At 58.6% G+C, this 15852-nt stretch carries 19 protein-coding genes; 5 read left to right on the forward strand and 14 right to left on the reverse strand.

Translation table 11 applies throughout. The annotated features are described in order from the left end of the window. Together AC2FH9_RS11355 and soxR are read right to left on the reverse strand one after the other, a co-directional pair. Positions 1 to 1647 (reverse strand): electron transfer flavoprotein-ubiquinone oxidoreductase, encoded by a 1647-nt coding sequence (locus AC2FH9_RS11355; RefSeq protein WP_496871584.1) that lies wholly within the window; start codon positions 1645 to 1647, stop codon positions 1 to 3. 136 nt (positions 1648 to 1783) lie between these two features. Next, a complete protein-coding gene (soxR, locus tag AC2FH9_RS11360; RefSeq protein WP_142635400.1) occupies positions 1784 to 2239 on the reverse strand; it encodes a redox-sensitive transcriptional activator SoxR in 456 nt (151 codons plus the stop codon). Between the two features lie 86 nt (positions 2240 to 2325). Here soxR and AC2FH9_RS11365 point away from each other — a divergent pair, with 86 nt between their 5' ends. The 3 genes from AC2FH9_RS11365 (at position 2326) to AC2FH9_RS11375 (ending at position 4425) form a co-directional block, all read left to right on the forward strand. Next, the gene (locus AC2FH9_RS11365) at positions 2326 to 2706 is read left to right on the forward strand and encodes a VOC family protein (protein ID WP_142635398.1); all 381 of its coding nucleotides are present in this window, start codon (positions 2326 to 2328) and stop codon (positions 2704 to 2706) included. A gap of 238 nt (positions 2707 to 2944) precedes the next feature. Then, complete coding sequence (greA, locus tag AC2FH9_RS11370; RefSeq protein ID WP_142635396.1) at positions 2945 to 3415, forward strand: transcription elongation factor GreA; 471 nt, start codon at positions 2945 to 2947, stop codon at positions 3413 to 3415. A 17-nt stretch (positions 3416 to 3432) separates the two neighbouring features. Beyond that, complete coding sequence (locus tag AC2FH9_RS11375; protein WP_142635394.1) at positions 3433 to 4425, forward strand: hypothetical protein; 993 nt, start codon at positions 3433 to 3435, stop codon at positions 4423 to 4425. Here the strand turns inward: AC2FH9_RS11375 and AC2FH9_RS11380 are convergent. From AC2FH9_RS11380 to AC2FH9_RS11400, 5 genes are read right to left on the reverse strand one after another with little or no spacing between them, the layout of a single operon-like run. Next, positions 4422 to 5687 carry a molybdenum cofactor synthesis domain-containing protein gene (locus tag AC2FH9_RS11380; RefSeq protein ID WP_496871585.1) on the reverse strand — a complete coding sequence of 422 codons (1266 nt, stop codon included), beginning with the start codon at positions 5685 to 5687 and terminating at the stop codon, positions 4422 to 4424. The genes AC2FH9_RS11375 and AC2FH9_RS11380 overlap by 4 nt on opposite strands. Next, on the reverse strand, positions 5684 to 6175 hold the full coding sequence (mobB, locus tag AC2FH9_RS11385; protein WP_496871586.1) for a molybdopterin-guanine dinucleotide biosynthesis protein B: 492 nt from the start codon (positions 6173 to 6175) through the stop codon (positions 5684 to 5686). The genes AC2FH9_RS11380 and mobB overlap by 4 nt, the downstream gene beginning before the upstream one ends. Continuing rightward, on the reverse strand, positions 6172 to 6816 hold the full coding sequence (mobA, locus tag AC2FH9_RS11390; protein ID WP_496701784.1) for a molybdenum cofactor guanylyltransferase MobA: 645 nt from the start codon (positions 6814 to 6816) through the stop codon (positions 6172 to 6174). The genes mobB and mobA overlap by 4 nt, the downstream gene beginning before the upstream one ends. Further along, on the reverse strand, positions 6813 to 7349 hold the full coding sequence (locus AC2FH9_RS11395; protein ID WP_496871587.1) for a hypothetical protein: 537 nt from the start codon (positions 7347 to 7349) through the stop codon (positions 6813 to 6815). The genes mobA and AC2FH9_RS11395 overlap by 4 nt, the downstream gene beginning before the upstream one ends. Then, entirely contained in the window at positions 7346 to 8233 is an 888-nt protein-coding gene (locus AC2FH9_RS11400) for a formate dehydrogenase accessory sulfurtransferase FdhD (RefSeq protein WP_496750127.1), read from the reverse strand. The genes AC2FH9_RS11395 and AC2FH9_RS11400 overlap by 4 nt, the downstream gene beginning before the upstream one ends. Before the next feature lie 49 nt (positions 8234 to 8282). Here AC2FH9_RS11400 and AC2FH9_RS11405 point away from each other — a divergent pair, with 49 nt between their 5' ends. After that, a complete protein-coding gene (locus AC2FH9_RS11405) occupies positions 8283 to 8993 on the forward strand; it encodes an AzlC family ABC transporter permease (protein ID WP_282021650.1) in 711 nt (236 codons plus the stop codon). Beyond that, the gene (locus tag AC2FH9_RS11410; protein ID WP_142635382.1) at positions 8990 to 9322 is read left to right on the forward strand and encodes an AzlD domain-containing protein; all 333 of its coding nucleotides are present in this window, start codon (positions 8990 to 8992) and stop codon (positions 9320 to 9322) included. Before AC2FH9_RS11405 ends, AC2FH9_RS11410 begins: the two co-directional genes overlap by 4 nt. Here the strand turns inward: AC2FH9_RS11410 and AC2FH9_RS11415 are convergent. From AC2FH9_RS11415 to AC2FH9_RS11445, 7 genes are all read right to left on the reverse strand, one after another. Continuing rightward, the gene (locus AC2FH9_RS11415; protein ID WP_271948503.1) at positions 9311 to 9943 is read right to left on the reverse strand and encodes a hypothetical protein; all 633 of its coding nucleotides are present in this window, start codon (positions 9941 to 9943) and stop codon (positions 9311 to 9313) included. The genes AC2FH9_RS11410 and AC2FH9_RS11415 overlap by 12 nt on opposite strands. 21 nt (positions 9944 to 9964) lie before the next feature. After that, positions 9965 to 10099, reverse strand: a complete 135-nt coding sequence (locus AC2FH9_RS11420) for an aa3-type cytochrome c oxidase subunit IV (protein WP_142635378.1) — start codon at positions 10097 to 10099, stop codon at positions 9965 to 9967. Positions 10100 to 10167: 68 nt separating this feature from the next. After that, positions 10168 to 10728, reverse strand: a complete 561-nt coding sequence (locus AC2FH9_RS11425; protein WP_496691823.1) for a hypothetical protein — start codon at positions 10726 to 10728, stop codon at positions 10168 to 10170. Beyond that, the gene (locus AC2FH9_RS11430) at positions 10715 to 12580 is read right to left on the reverse strand and encodes a glycerophosphodiester phosphodiesterase family protein (RefSeq protein ID WP_496871588.1); all 1866 of its coding nucleotides are present in this window, start codon (positions 12578 to 12580) and stop codon (positions 10715 to 10717) included. The genes AC2FH9_RS11425 and AC2FH9_RS11430 overlap by 14 nt, the downstream gene beginning before the upstream one ends. 36 nt (positions 12581 to 12616) lie before the next feature. Next, positions 12617 to 13066, reverse strand: coding sequence for a DUF6173 family protein (locus AC2FH9_RS11435; protein ID WP_142635374.1), 450 nt, complete (start codon positions 13064 to 13066; stop codon positions 12617 to 12619). 5 nt (positions 13067 to 13071) lie between these two features. Beyond that, positions 13072 to 14118 carry an MBL fold metallo-hydrolase gene (locus AC2FH9_RS11440; protein WP_142635372.1) on the reverse strand — a complete coding sequence of 349 codons (1047 nt, stop codon included), beginning with the start codon at positions 14116 to 14118 and terminating at the stop codon, positions 13072 to 13074. Beyond that, on the reverse strand, positions 14118 to 15824 hold the full coding sequence (locus AC2FH9_RS11445) for an acyl-CoA dehydrogenase (RefSeq protein ID WP_496871590.1): 1707 nt from the start codon (positions 15822 to 15824) through the stop codon (positions 14118 to 14120). The genes AC2FH9_RS11440 and AC2FH9_RS11445 overlap by 1 nt, the downstream gene beginning before the upstream one ends. Positions 15825 to 15852 lie beyond the last annotated feature (28 nt).

The following is a 15852-nucleotide window of genomic DNA, read 5'->3' on the forward strand; positions in this document are numbered from 1 at the left end:
TTACATATTGGGATAGTTCGGACCATCCCCTCCCTGCGGCGTGGTCCAGGTGATATTCTGGCTGGGATCTTTGATGTCGCAGGTCTTGCAGTGAACGCAGTTCTGAAAGTTGATCACGAATCGCGGACCATTTTCATCCTCGACCATCTCATACACGCCCGCCGGGCAATAGCGCTGCGCCGGTTCGTCGAATTCGGGCAGATTGACACTGACCGGAATCGCCGGGTCCGACAGTTTTAGATGGCAAGGCTGACTTTCCTCGTGGTTCGTCATCGCGAACGAGACGTTGGTCAGGCGGTCGAAGGACAGCGTGCCATCCGGCTTTGGATAGTCGATCGGTTTATGTTTACTGGCTTCTTCAGTCGATTCCGCGTCGTTCTTGCCGTGGCCCAGAGTGCCAAACAGCGAAAAGCCCAGAGTGTTTGTCCACATGTCCAAACCGCCCAGCGCCAGCGAGGGCATCAGACCCCACTTCGACCACATCGGTTTGACGTTGCGCACTTTCTTGAGGTCTTTTCCGATGGCACCTTCGCGAACATCTGCTTCATAGACAGTCAATTCATCGCCCGAACGCTCGGCTTTGATGGCATCAAATGCCGCCTCGGCCGCAGCTTTGCCAGACAGCATCGCGTTGTGGTTGCCCTTGATGCGCGGCACATTGACCATGCCCGCCGAACAGCCCAGCAGCGCCACGCCTGGCGCGACCAGCTTGGGCATCGATTGATATCCACCCTCAGTAATCGCACGAGCGCCATAAGCCACGCGCTTGCCGCCTTTCAGCAGCTCGGCCACCATCGGATGATGCTTAAAGCGCTGGAATTCCATATAGGGGTACAGGTGCGGGTTCTTGTAATTCAGGTGAACCACAAACCCGACATAGACCTGATTGTTTTCCAGGTGATAGATGAACGATCCGCCGCCCGCGTTGCTGCCCAGGGGCCAGCCCATCGTATGGGTGACGGTGCCTTCCTTGTGCTTGGCCGGGTCGATCTCCCAGATCTCTTTCATGCCGACGCCGTATTTCTGGACTTCTTTTCCGGCTTGCAGATCGTATTTCGCGATCACTTCCTTGGACAGCGACCCGCGCACACCTTCGGACAAGAAGACATATTTGCCGTGCAGCTCCATGCCCGGCTCGGTGTTCGGGCCGTAGGAGCCATCGGCCTCAAGGCCGAAGACACCAGCAACAACGCCTTTGACTTCACCATTGTCGCCATAGACCAGCTCGGAACAGGCCATGCCGGGGAAGATTTCCACGCCCAGCTCTTCGGCCTGTTCAGCCATCCAGCGGCAGACATTGCCCATCGACACGATATAGTTGCCGTGGTTGTTCATCAGCGGCGGCATCGGGAAGTTCGGAATGCGGATTTTTCCGGCCTCACCCAGCATATAGAAGTTATCTTCGGTGACCGGCGTGTTCAGCGGTGCATCTTTTTCCTTCCAGTCCGGTATCAGCGCATCCAGGCCGCACGGGTCCAGCACCGCACCTGACAAGATATGCGCACCCACCTCTGAGCCCTTTTCCAGAACGACGACGTTCAGATCGGCATCCAGCTGTTTCAGACGGATGGCCGCCGACAGTCCCGCGGGGCCGGCGCCCACGATCACCACGTCATATTCCATCGCTTCGCGTTCAATCTCGGCCATTGCGGGCTCCTTCGCTAACTTTCCGAATTGGCGCATCTAACGCACGGTCGGCGCAATTTTGTTTCACGGCTGATTACATGCTGGGAAAGCCACAGGTCAATCGAAACACGGCGTAACTATGCCGCTATGCGGCAGATCACGTGTCCGGAGTGTCACCCATCAGGTATCTGGGGCCACTTCCCTTGGATTTGGCACGGTCATCAGGATTGTAAAGAGCACATTTGGGCAAACTAAGGCACCCACAGCCAATGCATCCGTCCAGATTGTCACGCAGGCGCATCAACGTATCGATTCGCTGATCCAGATGCGACCGCAGATCCTTGCTGATGTTTTTCCAATCCTGCGGCGTTGGTGTACGATTTCCGGGCAAGCCGGACAGGACTTCTCGGATTTCGGGCAGGGTTAGTCCGAATTGCTGCGCTATCATCACAAAACTCAACCGCCTTATGTCGGCGCGCTGATATCGCCGCTGCCCACCCGCATTGCGCCATGGGGCGATCAGACCCTGCGCCTCGTAATATCGGATCGCTGAAACCGCCAGCCCGGTGCGCTGGGCCAAAGCGCCTATTGCCAGCCCCTCTGAAATCGCCATCTCGCCCTCAAAAAGTTCCTTGACCTAAAGTTAGGTTTAGAAATTACGGTGAGTCGGGACAAGCCTCAAATTGAATAGGAGATCCCATGATGGCGACACTTGAACACACCAATTTCACCGTCCGCGACCCGCAGGCTTCAGCCAAATGGATGCAGGACGTCTTCGGTTGGAAAACCCGCTGGGAAGGCCCTGCAATCGCGGGTGGCTATACCGTGCATGTCGGTAGCGCACATACCTACTTGGCGCTTTATGCACCCAGCGATCCCAAACCCTCGGGTGAAAGCAGCTATGACATCATCGGGGGGTTGAATCATGTCGGCGTTCTGGTCGAAGACATCGACGCAACCGAAGACAAGGTGGTCAAAGCAGGTTTCACCCCCAAGTCGCATGCAGATTACGAGCCCGGCAGGCGGTTCTATTTCGATGATGAGAACGGCATCGAGTTTGAGGTGGTGCAATATGCTTGAAACACTCTGGATGGCCTCAACCACCTGGAAATGGCAGCGCGGTCAGCTGTTTGGACAGCGTAACAGGTGCCCACGGCGCCCAATTCAACGGCGTTAAGTCGCAAATCCAGCTTGCTGTCTTCTTTGACCTCTTGCATTTCACGCATCATTTGGGTCAGGTATTTGCCAACCCATCAAATCGCCCCGACGCTGGTTCCATGCGGCGGGGCGTTACAATTTCAGCGTGGACGACAAGAATATGGAAAAAATTCCCATGACGCCTGCGGGCAATGCTGCGCTTCAGGCCGAACTCAAGAACCTAAAATCCGTCGAGCGGCCAGCTATTATCGAAGCCATCGCCTCGGCCAGGGAACTGGGTGACCTGAAAGAAAACGCCGAATATCATTCGGCCCGGGAAAAGCAGGGTTTTATCGAAGGCCGCATCAAAGAGTTGGAAGGCATCCTTTCACTGACCGATGTGATCGACCCTGCCAAACTGTCCGGTGCTATCAAATTTGGCGCCAAGGTCACGCTTGTTGACGAAGACACTGACGAGGAAAAGACTTGGCAGATTGTAGGGGAATATGAGGCCAATATCGAAGCCGGCCTACTGAACATCAAATCCCCTATTGCCCGCGCCCTGATTGGAAAGGACGAAGGCGACAGTGTCGAGGTACGTACACCTGGCGGCGTACGTTCTTATGAAGTCCTGAGTATCACCTACGCCTGAGCCCCGGAGCGTTCCCAATGTCCGAGCCTACGCCAGAGCAGGAAGCCAATCGGCCAACCTCACTCGGCATATATGATAGGCCAACCAAGCCTTCGATAACCGAGATCGAAATTGCAGCCGTCGCCCTCAGCGTGATCTGGCTGATCGTCTCGGTTGTTTTTCTGGTGCTGCCCGACGAGGTCGACGGCGGAGGCTTTGTCGTGACCTTGCTGGCGGTCTTTATGCCGGTGGCGATGATCTGGGTCGCAGCAATGGCCATGCGCGCCAGCCGGATCATGCGCGAGGAAAGCGCACGACTACAAACCTCGATTGACGCCATCCGAAACGCATATATCGCTCAGCAACAGCGATCTTCCAGCACCTATGAGCCAGCCGTATCCAAAAAGCTGGATCAGATCGCGGAAACGGCCAAGAAAGCCGAAAGCGCGCTGGCCACGTTTTCAACCAAGCGCAGGGAACCCGCACAGCAACCGACAGCCGTGGGGAACGGCGATCAGACTTCGCTGGAACTGGGTACACAAGCTGGGGATATCGTGCCCCCGCTTGGCACCGACATCTTTATCCGTGCGCTGAATTTTCCGGAAACACAGGAAGATACCGAAGGCTTTGATGCCCTACGGCTGGCGCTCAAGGACCGCAAGACAGCCAAGCTTGTACAGGCCTCTCAGGACGTGCTGACTCTGCTTAGCCAAGAGGGCATCTATATGGATGACCTGCGCCCTGACATGGCCCGCCCCGAGATCTGGCGGCAATTTGCGCAGGGTGGGCGCGGACGGGCTGTCGCGGCCTTGGGCGGCATTCGCGACCGCTCCTCGCTGGCGCTGACTTCGGCCCGGATGAAGCAGGATCCCATTTTCCGGGACGCCGCCCATCACTTTCTACGCCGGTTCGATCACATGATCATCGAGTTTGAACCCCGTGCCAGCGATGCAGAGCTGACCGCTTTGGGTGATACAAGAACCGCGCGGGCCTTCATGTTGCTGGGGCGTGTGGCCGGAACCTTCGACTAGATTCCGAAACTTCCATAGGGGATGAACCGGACAAGATCACCCGGTTGGATGTGGCGCGCGCCGTCTTCGATCTCGACCAGCCCTTCGGCCCAGCTTAGCCCGCTGATCCGCCCGGACCCTTCCGAGTTGAAAACTTCGGCTTTTCCGTCTCGGATACGGGCCCGCAGATATTCCCGCCGCCCGGGCTTCTTGCGCTTATCAAAGGCGGCTGGCAGATCGAACCCCTGCGGGTCCCGCCAGCCCTCGCCAGCCATCAGGCCCAGCGCCGGGCGGGCAAAGATTAGGGTGCAGACCAATGCCGCTACTGGATTGCCGGGCAGTCCGAAAACCGGCACTCCGTCCCAAATCCCCAAAGCCAGAGGTCGCCCCGGTTTCAGGGCAATACGCCATTCCTGCATCGCTCCGGCCTGCCGCAACAGCGCGGAGACATGGTCTTCGTCTCCTGCCGACGCGCCGCCACTAGTCAGAACAACATCCGCCTCTTTCGCAGCTTCGTTCAGCCGCTCGCGCAGGGTTTCACGATCATCGGCAACGCGGCCCATATCCAGTGGCTGGAATCCCATCCGCTGGATCAGAGCCAGCAACATTGGGCGATTGGCATCGTAGATTTGCCCTGGCTCAGCAACCTCACCGGCCTCGACTAGCTCATCCCCCGTTGACAGGACGGCTACCCGCAGAGCTTTGCGAACTAGCAGATCACCAGCACCCGTCGCGGAGAGAAGGGCCAGATCGGCAGGTGTCAACCGGCGTCCAGCGGGCAAAGCCAGATCACCTCCAACAACATCTTCGCCCGCATTGCGGGTATTGGCACCCTGTTTCAGGGGGCCGCGAAAGGCGATATGCCCGTCCTGAACTGTCACGTCCTCTTCCAGAATAACGGTGTCCACCCCATCGGGCAGAGCCGCACCAGTCAGAATCCGTATGGCGTGGCCGGGCGCAAGCTGACCATCAAAGGGAACACCAGCCGCAGCACGCCCGTCTTGCAGCGGCATCACCTGCGGCCCATCCGGAACCGGACCGGCAAAGCCATAGCCATCTACCGCCGTATTTGCCTGCGGCGGGTTCGAACGTTGGGCATATACATCGGTGGCCAAAATCCGACCTGCGGCTTGTGCCAACGGAACGGTTTCAGCCCCCATCACGACCGAAAGGCGGTCGCGCAGCAGGGCCAACGCTTCGTCAACCGGCGTCCAGCTCACGCCCGCAGGCAAGGCAAAACAATCGTTGCGCAAGGGCGGTGGGGCAATGTCCGGTTTGCTCATAATCCTACCTCGTGCAGAATGAACCCTGCGATGGCTGCGGTGTCGTCCAGATCAAAAACCGGACGGTCGAAGTTCAGCTCTGTGTCACTGGCAACCGCGCGCACAGTTTCGTTCTCGGCCGCAATCAACGGATTTCCAGCGGCCACCCGATACGCCTCGACCTTGGGGTGGGCTTCGCGTTTGAACCCCTCGATCAGCACAAGATCAACCGGAGCCAAGCGTGCCAGCAGATCAGAGAGAGGCGGCTCGGGTGCGCCGCGCAGTTCCTGCATCATCGCAATGCGCTTGCCGGACGCCAACAGCACCTCGGACGCACCGGCTTCTCGATGGCGGAAACTGTCCGTGCCGGGCTGGTCGACATCGACGGCGTGATGGGCATGTTTGACGGTCGAAACCGAAAAGCCACGCGCGGTGATCTCGGCCACCAAACGCTCCATCAGGCCGGTCTTGCCCGCGTTTTTCCAGCCGGTGACGCCATAGACCTTCATGCCTGCTCCAGCAGCTTTTGCGCCCGCGCCAGATCGTCGGGCGTGTTGACATTGAAGAAGGGGTCAAACGGCTCAGCCGGAAACAGCGCCTCACGCCCATCATGTTTATCGGTCCACAGCACAACCTTGCGCAGCCCGTCATTCAAGGCGTCCCGCAAATCATCTCGCAACGCGACAGGCCAGAGGCCAAATGTCGGATGCCGGTTGACCCGTTTGCCGCCGCCGGATTTCAGTGCTTCATCCCCGGTTCGAGGCGTAGTCGCCAGCACCAGCGGATGGGTTTGTCCTTGAGCAGCATCCATTAGGCGCGCCGCAAGATCGCGCGGAAAAAACGGCGTGTCGGCAGCGGCGGTGACGATACTGTCGGCGCCCTGTTCTGCTGCCCAATCGAGCCCCGCCAGCACACCCGCCAGAGGCCCGGCGAAACCTTCAATCGTGTCGGGCAGAACAGGTAGGTTCAGTTCGGCGAACCGTTCGGGATCACCATTGGCATTCAGCGCCAGACCGACCACCTGCGGGCCAAACCGGTCAATGACATGAGACAGCAGGCTCTGCCCACCGACGGTCAGCAAGCCTTTGTCGCCACCACCCATCCGAGTGGCAAGGCCTCCTGCGAGGATGATGCCGAGGGGGCGGGTCATTTGATCTCCTCAAGCGCGGGCCATTTCCTGAATTTCTGGGTGGGCAGGAAAAGCAATGGACAGACGGCCAATCCGAATGCTGTAAACCAAATAATTGCAGGCCACCCCGTCAATTCGGCCGCCTTGTGACTCAGGCTATAGTGGGCTGGCAAAAACACTAAGACGGCCCCAACAGCAAAGATAAGAGCAAAACAGCACCGATACGTGCGCACCGCCTTTCTGACCTCATCTGGTATCCCGGCAAACTCAGGCAGACCGTGCATCAAAACCCGCTGAAGCACGAGTGCTTGTTTTTGAGACAACTCCGCCCATGCCTGCCAACCAAGCCGAAAGGGGGCAGCGATGTTCCAAATGCTGATGTATTTCTCTGGCGCCCACCCCAGACGGTTACGCAGGTTGACCTCCAATTGCGCCATACCCTCAATGATCGCGCGTTTCGACCGCTCAAGGAGCCAGAACACATAGACCATCAATGGCAGCAAGCCCAATGTCGCGACGAATAAAATAAATAAACCAAAGACTTCCAAAATCATTCCGCACTCTTCCGTCTATGCTTTTTATCTTCGACCGCCACTGTCGACGGGTCCACATCCCGCACCAGTCGATCCTCGCCCGCAAGGCACACGAACCGCTGCCCCCGCATACGGCCGATCAGCGTCAGGCCAACCTCACACGCGATTTCGACACCCCAGGCGGTGAACCCTGATCGTGACGCCAGAACCGGGATGCCCATCATTGCAGTCTTGATGACCATTTCCGAGGTCAGACGGCCTGTGGTGTAGAGGATCTTGTCCTCGGCCCCCACATTTTCGGACAGCATCCAGCCAGCGATCTTGTCGACCGCGTTGTGACGTCCCACGTCCTCCATGTAGACCAACGGTCGGTTTTCCCGACACAGGACCGTGCCGTGAATTGCACCAGCCTCAAGATACAATGAAGGGGTTCGGTTGATCTTGGCCGCAAGATCATACAGCCACGATGTGCGGACCTGAACCTGCGGCAGGCGCACGTCCTCCAGCCCTTCCATCATGTCACCAAACACAGTGCCGACCGCGCAGCCGCTGGTTCGGGTCTTTTTCTTCAGCTTATCCTCATATGAGGTTTCGCGCGCGGTGCGCACCACCACGGTTTCCAGATCGTCATCGTAATCCACGCCGGTAATGTCATCATCGGCCAACAGCATCCCCTGATTGCGCAGGAACCCCAGCGCCAGATATTCAGGGTAATCGCCGATTGTCATTGCAGTCACGATTTCCTGCGCGTTGAGGAAAATTGTCAGGGGGCGTTCCTCGACAACCGAGATCCGGCTGACCGCGCCATTCTGGTCGATGCCTTCGACCGCACGGGTCAAGCGGACCGCGCCAGGATCAGGGGCGATGATGTAGTCGGTGGCATCCGGTTTCGTGGCCAATTGCAACCCTTTCCCAAGATCGCTACTGCTGTTGGCGATACCATAGGAATTTGCCATGGCTTACACCACATCCAAGTCATACTTCTGGAAGGGTTTTCGTGATGGAGCGCCGTTTATCTTTGTGGCAATTCCGTTCGGCACCCTTTTCGGCGTATTTGCGACCGAGGCTGGGCTGGATATTGTCCAGACAATCGCCTTTTCGGCGGCTGTCTTTGCCGGGGCGGCCCAGTTCACCGCCCTGCAGCTGTTGCAGGACAACACACCCAGCCTGATCGTTCTGGCATCGGCCCTGGCGGTAAACCTACGCGTGGCAATGTACTCGGCCTCACTGACACCTTATCTTGGGGCGGCCCCCCTGTGGCAACGGGCCTGCGCCGCCTATCTGACGGTCGATCAGTCCTATGCCTGCTCCATTGTACAGTTCGAAAAAGAGCCCGATATGACCGTGCCGCAGCGCATGGCCTATTTCTTTGGCTCGGTCACACCGATCACGCCGCTTTGGATTTTGGCAACTTATCTGGGCGCAGTTTTGGGCGCACAGATTCCAGAAAGCTGGGCGCTGGATTTTGCACTTCCGATCACATTCCTGGCAATGATCGGGCCGATGATGAGGACGCTTGCCCATGTCATCGCCGCCTTAGTCGCCATAACCGTTGCTCTGTTGACCGTAGGCGTGCCGTTCAACCTGGGCCTGCTGATCGCCGGGACCGCCGGGATGATCGCAGGGGCGCAGGCCGAATTGATGTTAGAGCGGAATAGGTCATGACACAGATTGATCCGGTGACCATGTGGAGCATTATCGTTGGCTTGGCGATCGGCAGCTTTGCCCTACGCTTTACCTTTATCGGCATCGTCGGAGACCGCCCGATGCCACCCTGGTTGTTACGCCACCTGCGCTATACCGCCGTAGCCATCGTTCCGGCCCTGATTGCGCCGCTGGTGGTCTGGCCAACCGCAACGGATGGTCAGCCCGACGTGCCGCGCATGGCCGCCGCAGCGGTTGCTTTGGCGGTTGGTGTCATCACAAAAAACGTGGTCATTGCCATCTTTGCCGGGGCGGGCACGCTCTATGGCTTGCTGTACCTATTGGGTTGAGGCCGCTTCCAACTGGTTCAGGCGCGCATTGTTCGAGGCCAAGCCGGCCTGCAGGTCAGCATCGTCATTCTCGCGGTATTCGGTGGTCACGACGCCGGGGAGTTCACCGAACTGATCGGACAGCTTGACCGGGTAGAAGGTCGTATTGATCTGCTCGAAACCCGGCACCTGCTGCAATAGCTGCGAGGTTGAGTTGGCGCAAAACGCTTCGGATACAGGGCCCATCTGCTTGGCCAGTTGCAGGGCAATTTCGGCCTGCTGTGGTGTCACCTGAATCGTCTGGATACGCGCATAATGCGTTTCGCGCGCGTGGCTGCTGCGATAAGCGCGTTCGACATTCGGCGTGATGCCATACAGAACATCGTTTCGGATCGGCACTACATCGGCGCGAAACGAGCCTGCGGGGTCAAAGATCACCCTCTCGCTGCCGCTTATCATCAGCGAGGTATGCGCCCCCGAACCGGTCCGGGTGCTGATCATGGTATAGAGCGTCAGTGTTGATGGCCCCGGATCACGATAGGAACGGGCCACAACTTCGGTCTGATCGGCCTGCGGACGCTGCGAACCGGCACAGCCAGCCACTGTTGCTGCCAGCAGGCAGGCAATCACAAATCTGATCACGGCGGTCAGCCTCGCCCGGGATTAAGCGGCGAAAACCGCCAGAAACAGGCAAAGGAAAGCAATCGCCACCACGCACCATGTGGTCGCTTTTACGAAACCGTTGAAGGTTTTGGTTTGAACGGTGATGTCCATTTCGCCGTGCTTATGTTCAGCCATGATTTTCAGAATCCTAATTCGCGTGTTTGATACGTTGGATAGTCGAAAATCTCGGGCCTGTCACCACGTCATTCGGGCGCAGGTGACACGGAATCAAAGACCGAACACCCGCGATATCCGAACCCCCACCGCCAGGGCAGGCCCGAACAGGGCGCCCCGCCCAATCGCACCGCGCCATACATGGCCTCGGCGGTTATGGCATGGGCGGATCGTATCTGATCCGAAGTCATGTCATAGCGTTCGGCGTAAATTTCGGCGTTCTCATCCCCGTGTTGCCGCACGCAGGCTCTCAGGCTGTCATCGGCTGACAGGCGCGCGTCATAACTGTCTTCGGGGCGCAGGCCTCCGCCCGCGTGGTGATAGGCCCGGTCATGGCTGACACAGCAACTCTCCCATGGGGGATGCGCCTCGAAAAGGGCCTGAAAGCTGGGAAACGTGTCGGCAACAAAGCGCCAGCTGGCTGACAACCCGCCCGAGCAGCCATCCGTTTCAAACGGCGTCAATTCCGCAGCGCTCCGCTGTGCGATCAGCGCGCGATGGGCGGGCATCTCAAGACTGCGCATAAAGTCCTGCGCGCCGACTGGCGCCGCGATCAGCGCCAGAGAAACGGCCAGATTACGGGCTTTCATCGCGCATCGCATCGGTATCAACGGCCATGCCGAGCACCGTTGCCAGCCACAGCATCAGACGTTCAGCCGGCCCCATTTCAGCGCGGATACGCAAGACTTCTTTGGCCATTGCCGGTCGGTCCGTGATCAGCCCATCCACCCCCATCGAGGCCATGGCCGACATCTGCAACGGGTCATTCACCGTCCAGACATAGAGATCCTTGCCCGCGGCCTGCACCGAACGTACCAGCCCCGGCGTGGCCATGGCGGCGTTGACAGCCACAAAATCCCCTTCGAGACCCGACAGATCGCCCACAGCGGTTGCCGCCAAAACCCCCGCGCGCCAATCCGGGCGCAGTGCCTTCATCTTTTGCACAGCTGGATATTTCAACGACATGGTGGCGATGTCATCCTGCATGCCGAATTCCTCGACCAAGGCCGCAACGCGGTTTTCCAGATTGACGTCATGACCGTAATATTTCAACTCGATGATCACCTTGGCCCTGCCTTTGGCCGCAGCCAGTACGTCGCGCAGTGTCGGCGTGCGTTCATCTGCGTATTCCGGGCCATACCAACTGCCGATATCGATCTCGGCCACGTCTTCCATCGTGGCATCCCAGACCTTCAGGTTCACCCCGGCCAGCTTCATGAAATCGCTATCATGGGCGACGATTATCTCATCATCCGCCGTTTCCTGCACGTCGATTTCAACCCAGTCCGCCCCGTCCTCAATCGCCTTCAGAACCGAGGCCATGGTGTTTTCCGGCCGCAACGCAGCGGCACCACGGTGGCCGATCACCTCGGCCCTGTCAGGGGCCTGAACGCGTTCCAGCAGGGATTGACCGAACCAGAGCCCGACCAATACCGCCACCGCCGCAATGCCAACAGCACTCAGCAGACCAATGCGCAAATTGCCTGGCGCGGGATGTGGTGGTTCAGAGGTTCGGATCTCGAAAAAACCGTCCAGCAAAACCGCAAGTGCTCCCAGCGCGGTGGCTGCCAAAACCAGCCCAGCCAACGACCAGAGCCCGGCGACCAGAAGGCTGTAGACTAGCGCCAGCCGAAGATGCTCTGCCCCCTGCTGGGGCACCAACGCGAATAATGATCCCGCGCCCCAAGCGATCAGCGCGGCAAGAACTGCCCTCAGCCCCAGCCAAAACACCAGTGCGATCTTGAGCCGCCCGCGCTTGCCCTCCATCCGATCCGCGCTGACCTGGAAAGCATCAGCCGGTGGCAGGTTTTCGAACAGAACCAGATGCAGTCCCAGCGCCCATGCGGACAGCTTGCGGATCAGCACCCATGCCATGACCAGCACCACAACTCCGATCAGCGCAACGGCGATCCAGAAAGACGGCGGATGGAAGGTCAGGTAATAGTTGATGTCATACTCGGTCAGCGTCCACCAGGCGATCAGAGCAGCGATAGCGGCGAAAGGCAGGATCAACAGGATGATCCGCAGAACCAGGCGTGCAGCAAATCCAAACAGCGCAGGCAGGCGCGACAGGATCAACTTGATCGCCGCGCTCCCCGCGCGCCACGGATCGCTTTCACCCATCCTCAGCGACCCGGCCATGACCGAGAAGACAAAGACCTCGGCCAGCAGGAACAGGCTGAGCATTGCGATTGCGACCGCAAACCCCAGCGGAGACAGGATGAACGCGGCAATATCCTGATCCGTCAGGGCGGTCTGGCTGGAGAGCGAAACTGCTAGGTTCACCGCAATCGCCACGCCCGGCGCAATCAGCGCAATCAGCAACAGGCGCACGGCGACATAGATCGGCACAAAGACCCGGCGGCGTGCCCACGCGCCCTTGTATGCTTTTGTAACGGCAGAGAAAGTGGCCACGTTGCGCCCCCCAAATGATTGATTCATTCAAGGCTGCGCAGACGTGAATTGCAAGTCAGGCTATCAGTTTTCTTCCAGATCAGCCGCCAGCCGGAATCCGATGCGATTGGCGGGCTTATCCTCGACCGATTTGGGCAGCGCTCGCAGCATCACATTCAACTGGCTGACATGCTGCACGAGCTGGGTTCGCGCCCCGGACCCATCTGCACCGTAAAAAGTGATGATATCAGGGTCGAAATAGCCCATCCCTTCGATCCGCATTACCCCGGCATCACCGCCAGTAAATCCCATGGCGACCTCATGATCCGCATCCAGCGTATTCTCGAAATTCTGGATATACAGGATCAACCGTTCATAGGCCCATTGCGCCGAGCTTTTGGTGGCTACGGGCTTTTGCAACTGGCCGGGCAGGTCCTTGGCGCCGGATTTCGCATCCGGGTTGGCATGCACCTCGTAACATCGGGGCAATGCTGCTGATTCCGCTGCCTCGGCTGAGGTTTCGATCTTGTCCATGCCTTCTACCCTTTGCGCTGAAACTCCCACGCCCCGTCCGCGCGCCGCGTTCGGGTAACAGCACCAATGTGGTAGAGATGGTTCAGATGTGCAACTGCTTCGACCAGAGCAAGCCCATACTCTCCTTCACCGATCTGGCGTTTGAACAAGGGCACAAAGCACTCAGCAGCGGTTTTGGGCTGGTCCAGATAATTCTGCAGACGGTCCAGCGCGCTGTGGTGATTGTCGATCAACTGCCTCATCCTGACCGGCAGGCCGGTAAAGGGCAGTTTGTGCCCGCCCAGCGCCATATGATCCGGGCGCGCCAGGTCTTGCAGGCGCTCGCAGGCTTCCATCCACTCCGCCACGGGATCCGCCATGGGCTCGGTAACATAGACGCCCAGATTGGGGCTGATCGAGCTGAGAACCTGGTCGCCCGTGATCACCAGATTATCGTCACGGCTCCAAAAAGTTGCATGTTCGGGAGCGTGGCCATTGCCCATATGAACATCCCAGTCGCGCCCACCCATACGAATGACGCTGCCCTGTTTGATCCGGGTAAAGCCCAGCGGCATCGGATAGACCGTGTCGCAGAAATTGAAGGGCCGTTCTGTCATCCTTTTGGCAAGGAAATCGGCATCCATCCCGGCGCTTCGGTAGTAATCCAGCGTTTCCTGCGGCCAGTTTTCCTGCACATCCAGCGTCAGCATCCGTGCAAACAGCCATGCGGTACGCGACGTGACCAGCTCGGCCCCGTGTTCAGATTGAAACCAACCAGCATTGCCAACGTGATCGGGATGGTGATGTGTCACCACCACGCGCGTCACGGGTTTGCCCCCCAGCGGTCCCGCCATCAGGTCCGCCCAAATACGGCGCGTCTTGTTCGAGGACATGCCAGTGTCGATCACCGTCCATCCGTCACCATCATCCAGCGCATAGATATTGACGTGATCCAGCGCCATAGGCAGCGGCAACCGCATCCAAAGCACGCCTTCGGCAATTTCAACGGCCTCGCCCAGGGCCGGAGCCTCGGGCCAAGGATAGCGGATCGTCAAATGTGTATCACCGTCCATCAGGCAGCTACCATTTCCTCGGCGCTGAGAGCAAAGACGTCATCTGCACCGTTCTGCGCCTGAACCAAAAGCCCCGAAAACTCAGGCAACAGCGCATTGATATAAAAGCGTGCCAGCTTGAAACGGGTGCCGTTTGGCTCGGCCAGGGCCGCCTTGAGGTGATAGTGACCGCCCAGAACGCGGGCGAATGCCTTCAGATAGGGCACGGCGCCGGCAAATCGCGTGTTCATGTCGGACTGCGATATCAGCCACTCGGTCGTTTCACGCAGGCTTTCCGTGGCCTCCCAGACAGGACCCGCCAGTTCCGGCATCGACCCACGCGCGCGTTCGGCGTGATCCTCGATTTCGTCCAGCAAACGGGACGCCGCTTCGCCGCCATCCATCATCTTGCGTGCGACAAGGTCCATGGCCTGAATGCCGTTGGTGCCCTCGTAAATCGCGGTCACACGGACGTCGCGATAGAACTGTGCCGCGCCGGTCTCCTCGATAAAGCCAATACCGCCATGGACCTGCACGCCTTCTTCCGAAACCCGCATACCGGTTTCGGTACCGAAGGCCTTGTTTATCGGCGTCAACAAGGCCGCGCGCGAAACCCAGTCCGCGTCGCCTGTTGCATTGGCCATATCAATCGCGGCTGCGTTTGCAAGCATGATCGCGCGCGCAGCAAAAGTATCCGCACGCATACTCATTAGCATCCGGCGTACATCGGCGTGATCGAGGATTGTGCCCGAAGGTGTCTTGCCTTGCTTCCGCTCAAGCGCATATTCCAGGGCCTGCTGATAGGCGCCTTCGGCGGCACCGATACCCTGTCCGCCGACGCCTAGTCGCGCGTTGTTCATCATGGTGAACATCGCAGCCATTCCGCCATGTTCCTTACCCACAAGCCAGCCTTTGGCACCATCATACTGCATCACGCAAGTTGGCGAACCATGCAGGCCCATCTTGTGCTCGAGCGAAACCACTTTCAGGTCATTTGCCACACCCGGATTGCCATTCTCGTCCGGCAAGTATTTGGGCACCAGAAACAGCGATATTCCCTTGGTTCCGGGAACAGCATCGGGCAGGCGTGCCAACACCAGATGGCACACGTTTTCAGCAAAATCGTTATCACCCCAGGAAATGAAGATCTTCTGACCAGACACCGAATAGGTGCCATCTCCATTCGGTTCTGCCTTCGACGTCAGCGCACCCACATCCGATCCCGCCTGCGGCTCGGTCAGGTTCATCGTGCCCGACCATTCACCAGCGATCATTTTGGGCAGGTACAGGTTTTTCAGCTCATCACTTGCGTGGTGCTCTAGTGCTTCGATCTGGCCCTGCGTCATGAGCGGCGCCAGTTGCAGTGACAGGCAGGCCGCAGACATCATCTCGTTGACGGCAGTGGTCAAGGTCATCGGCAGCCCCATACCGCCATACTCGGGATCGGCACTCATGCCGATCCAGCCCCCCTCGGCAATAGCGTTCCAACCGTCGCTAAATCCTGGCGAGGTACGCAACACGCCGTTTTCCAGACGCGCGGGCTCCAGGTCTCCGTTTCGCTGAAGCGGCGCCATAACCTCTTCGCAGAGCTTTCCAGCCTCGGTCAGGATCGCGCTTACGACGTCTTCGCTTGCTTCCGCGAACTTGTCGGTCGCTGCAATACGATCAAAATCAACCGCATGACGGAACAGAAATTCGTAATCTGCAACTGGTGCGCGATAGGGCATAATATTACCTCGGGGCTGTCTTGAACGG

The sequence above is a fragment of the Ruegeria sp. CDSC081 genome, from assembly GCF_059610485.1.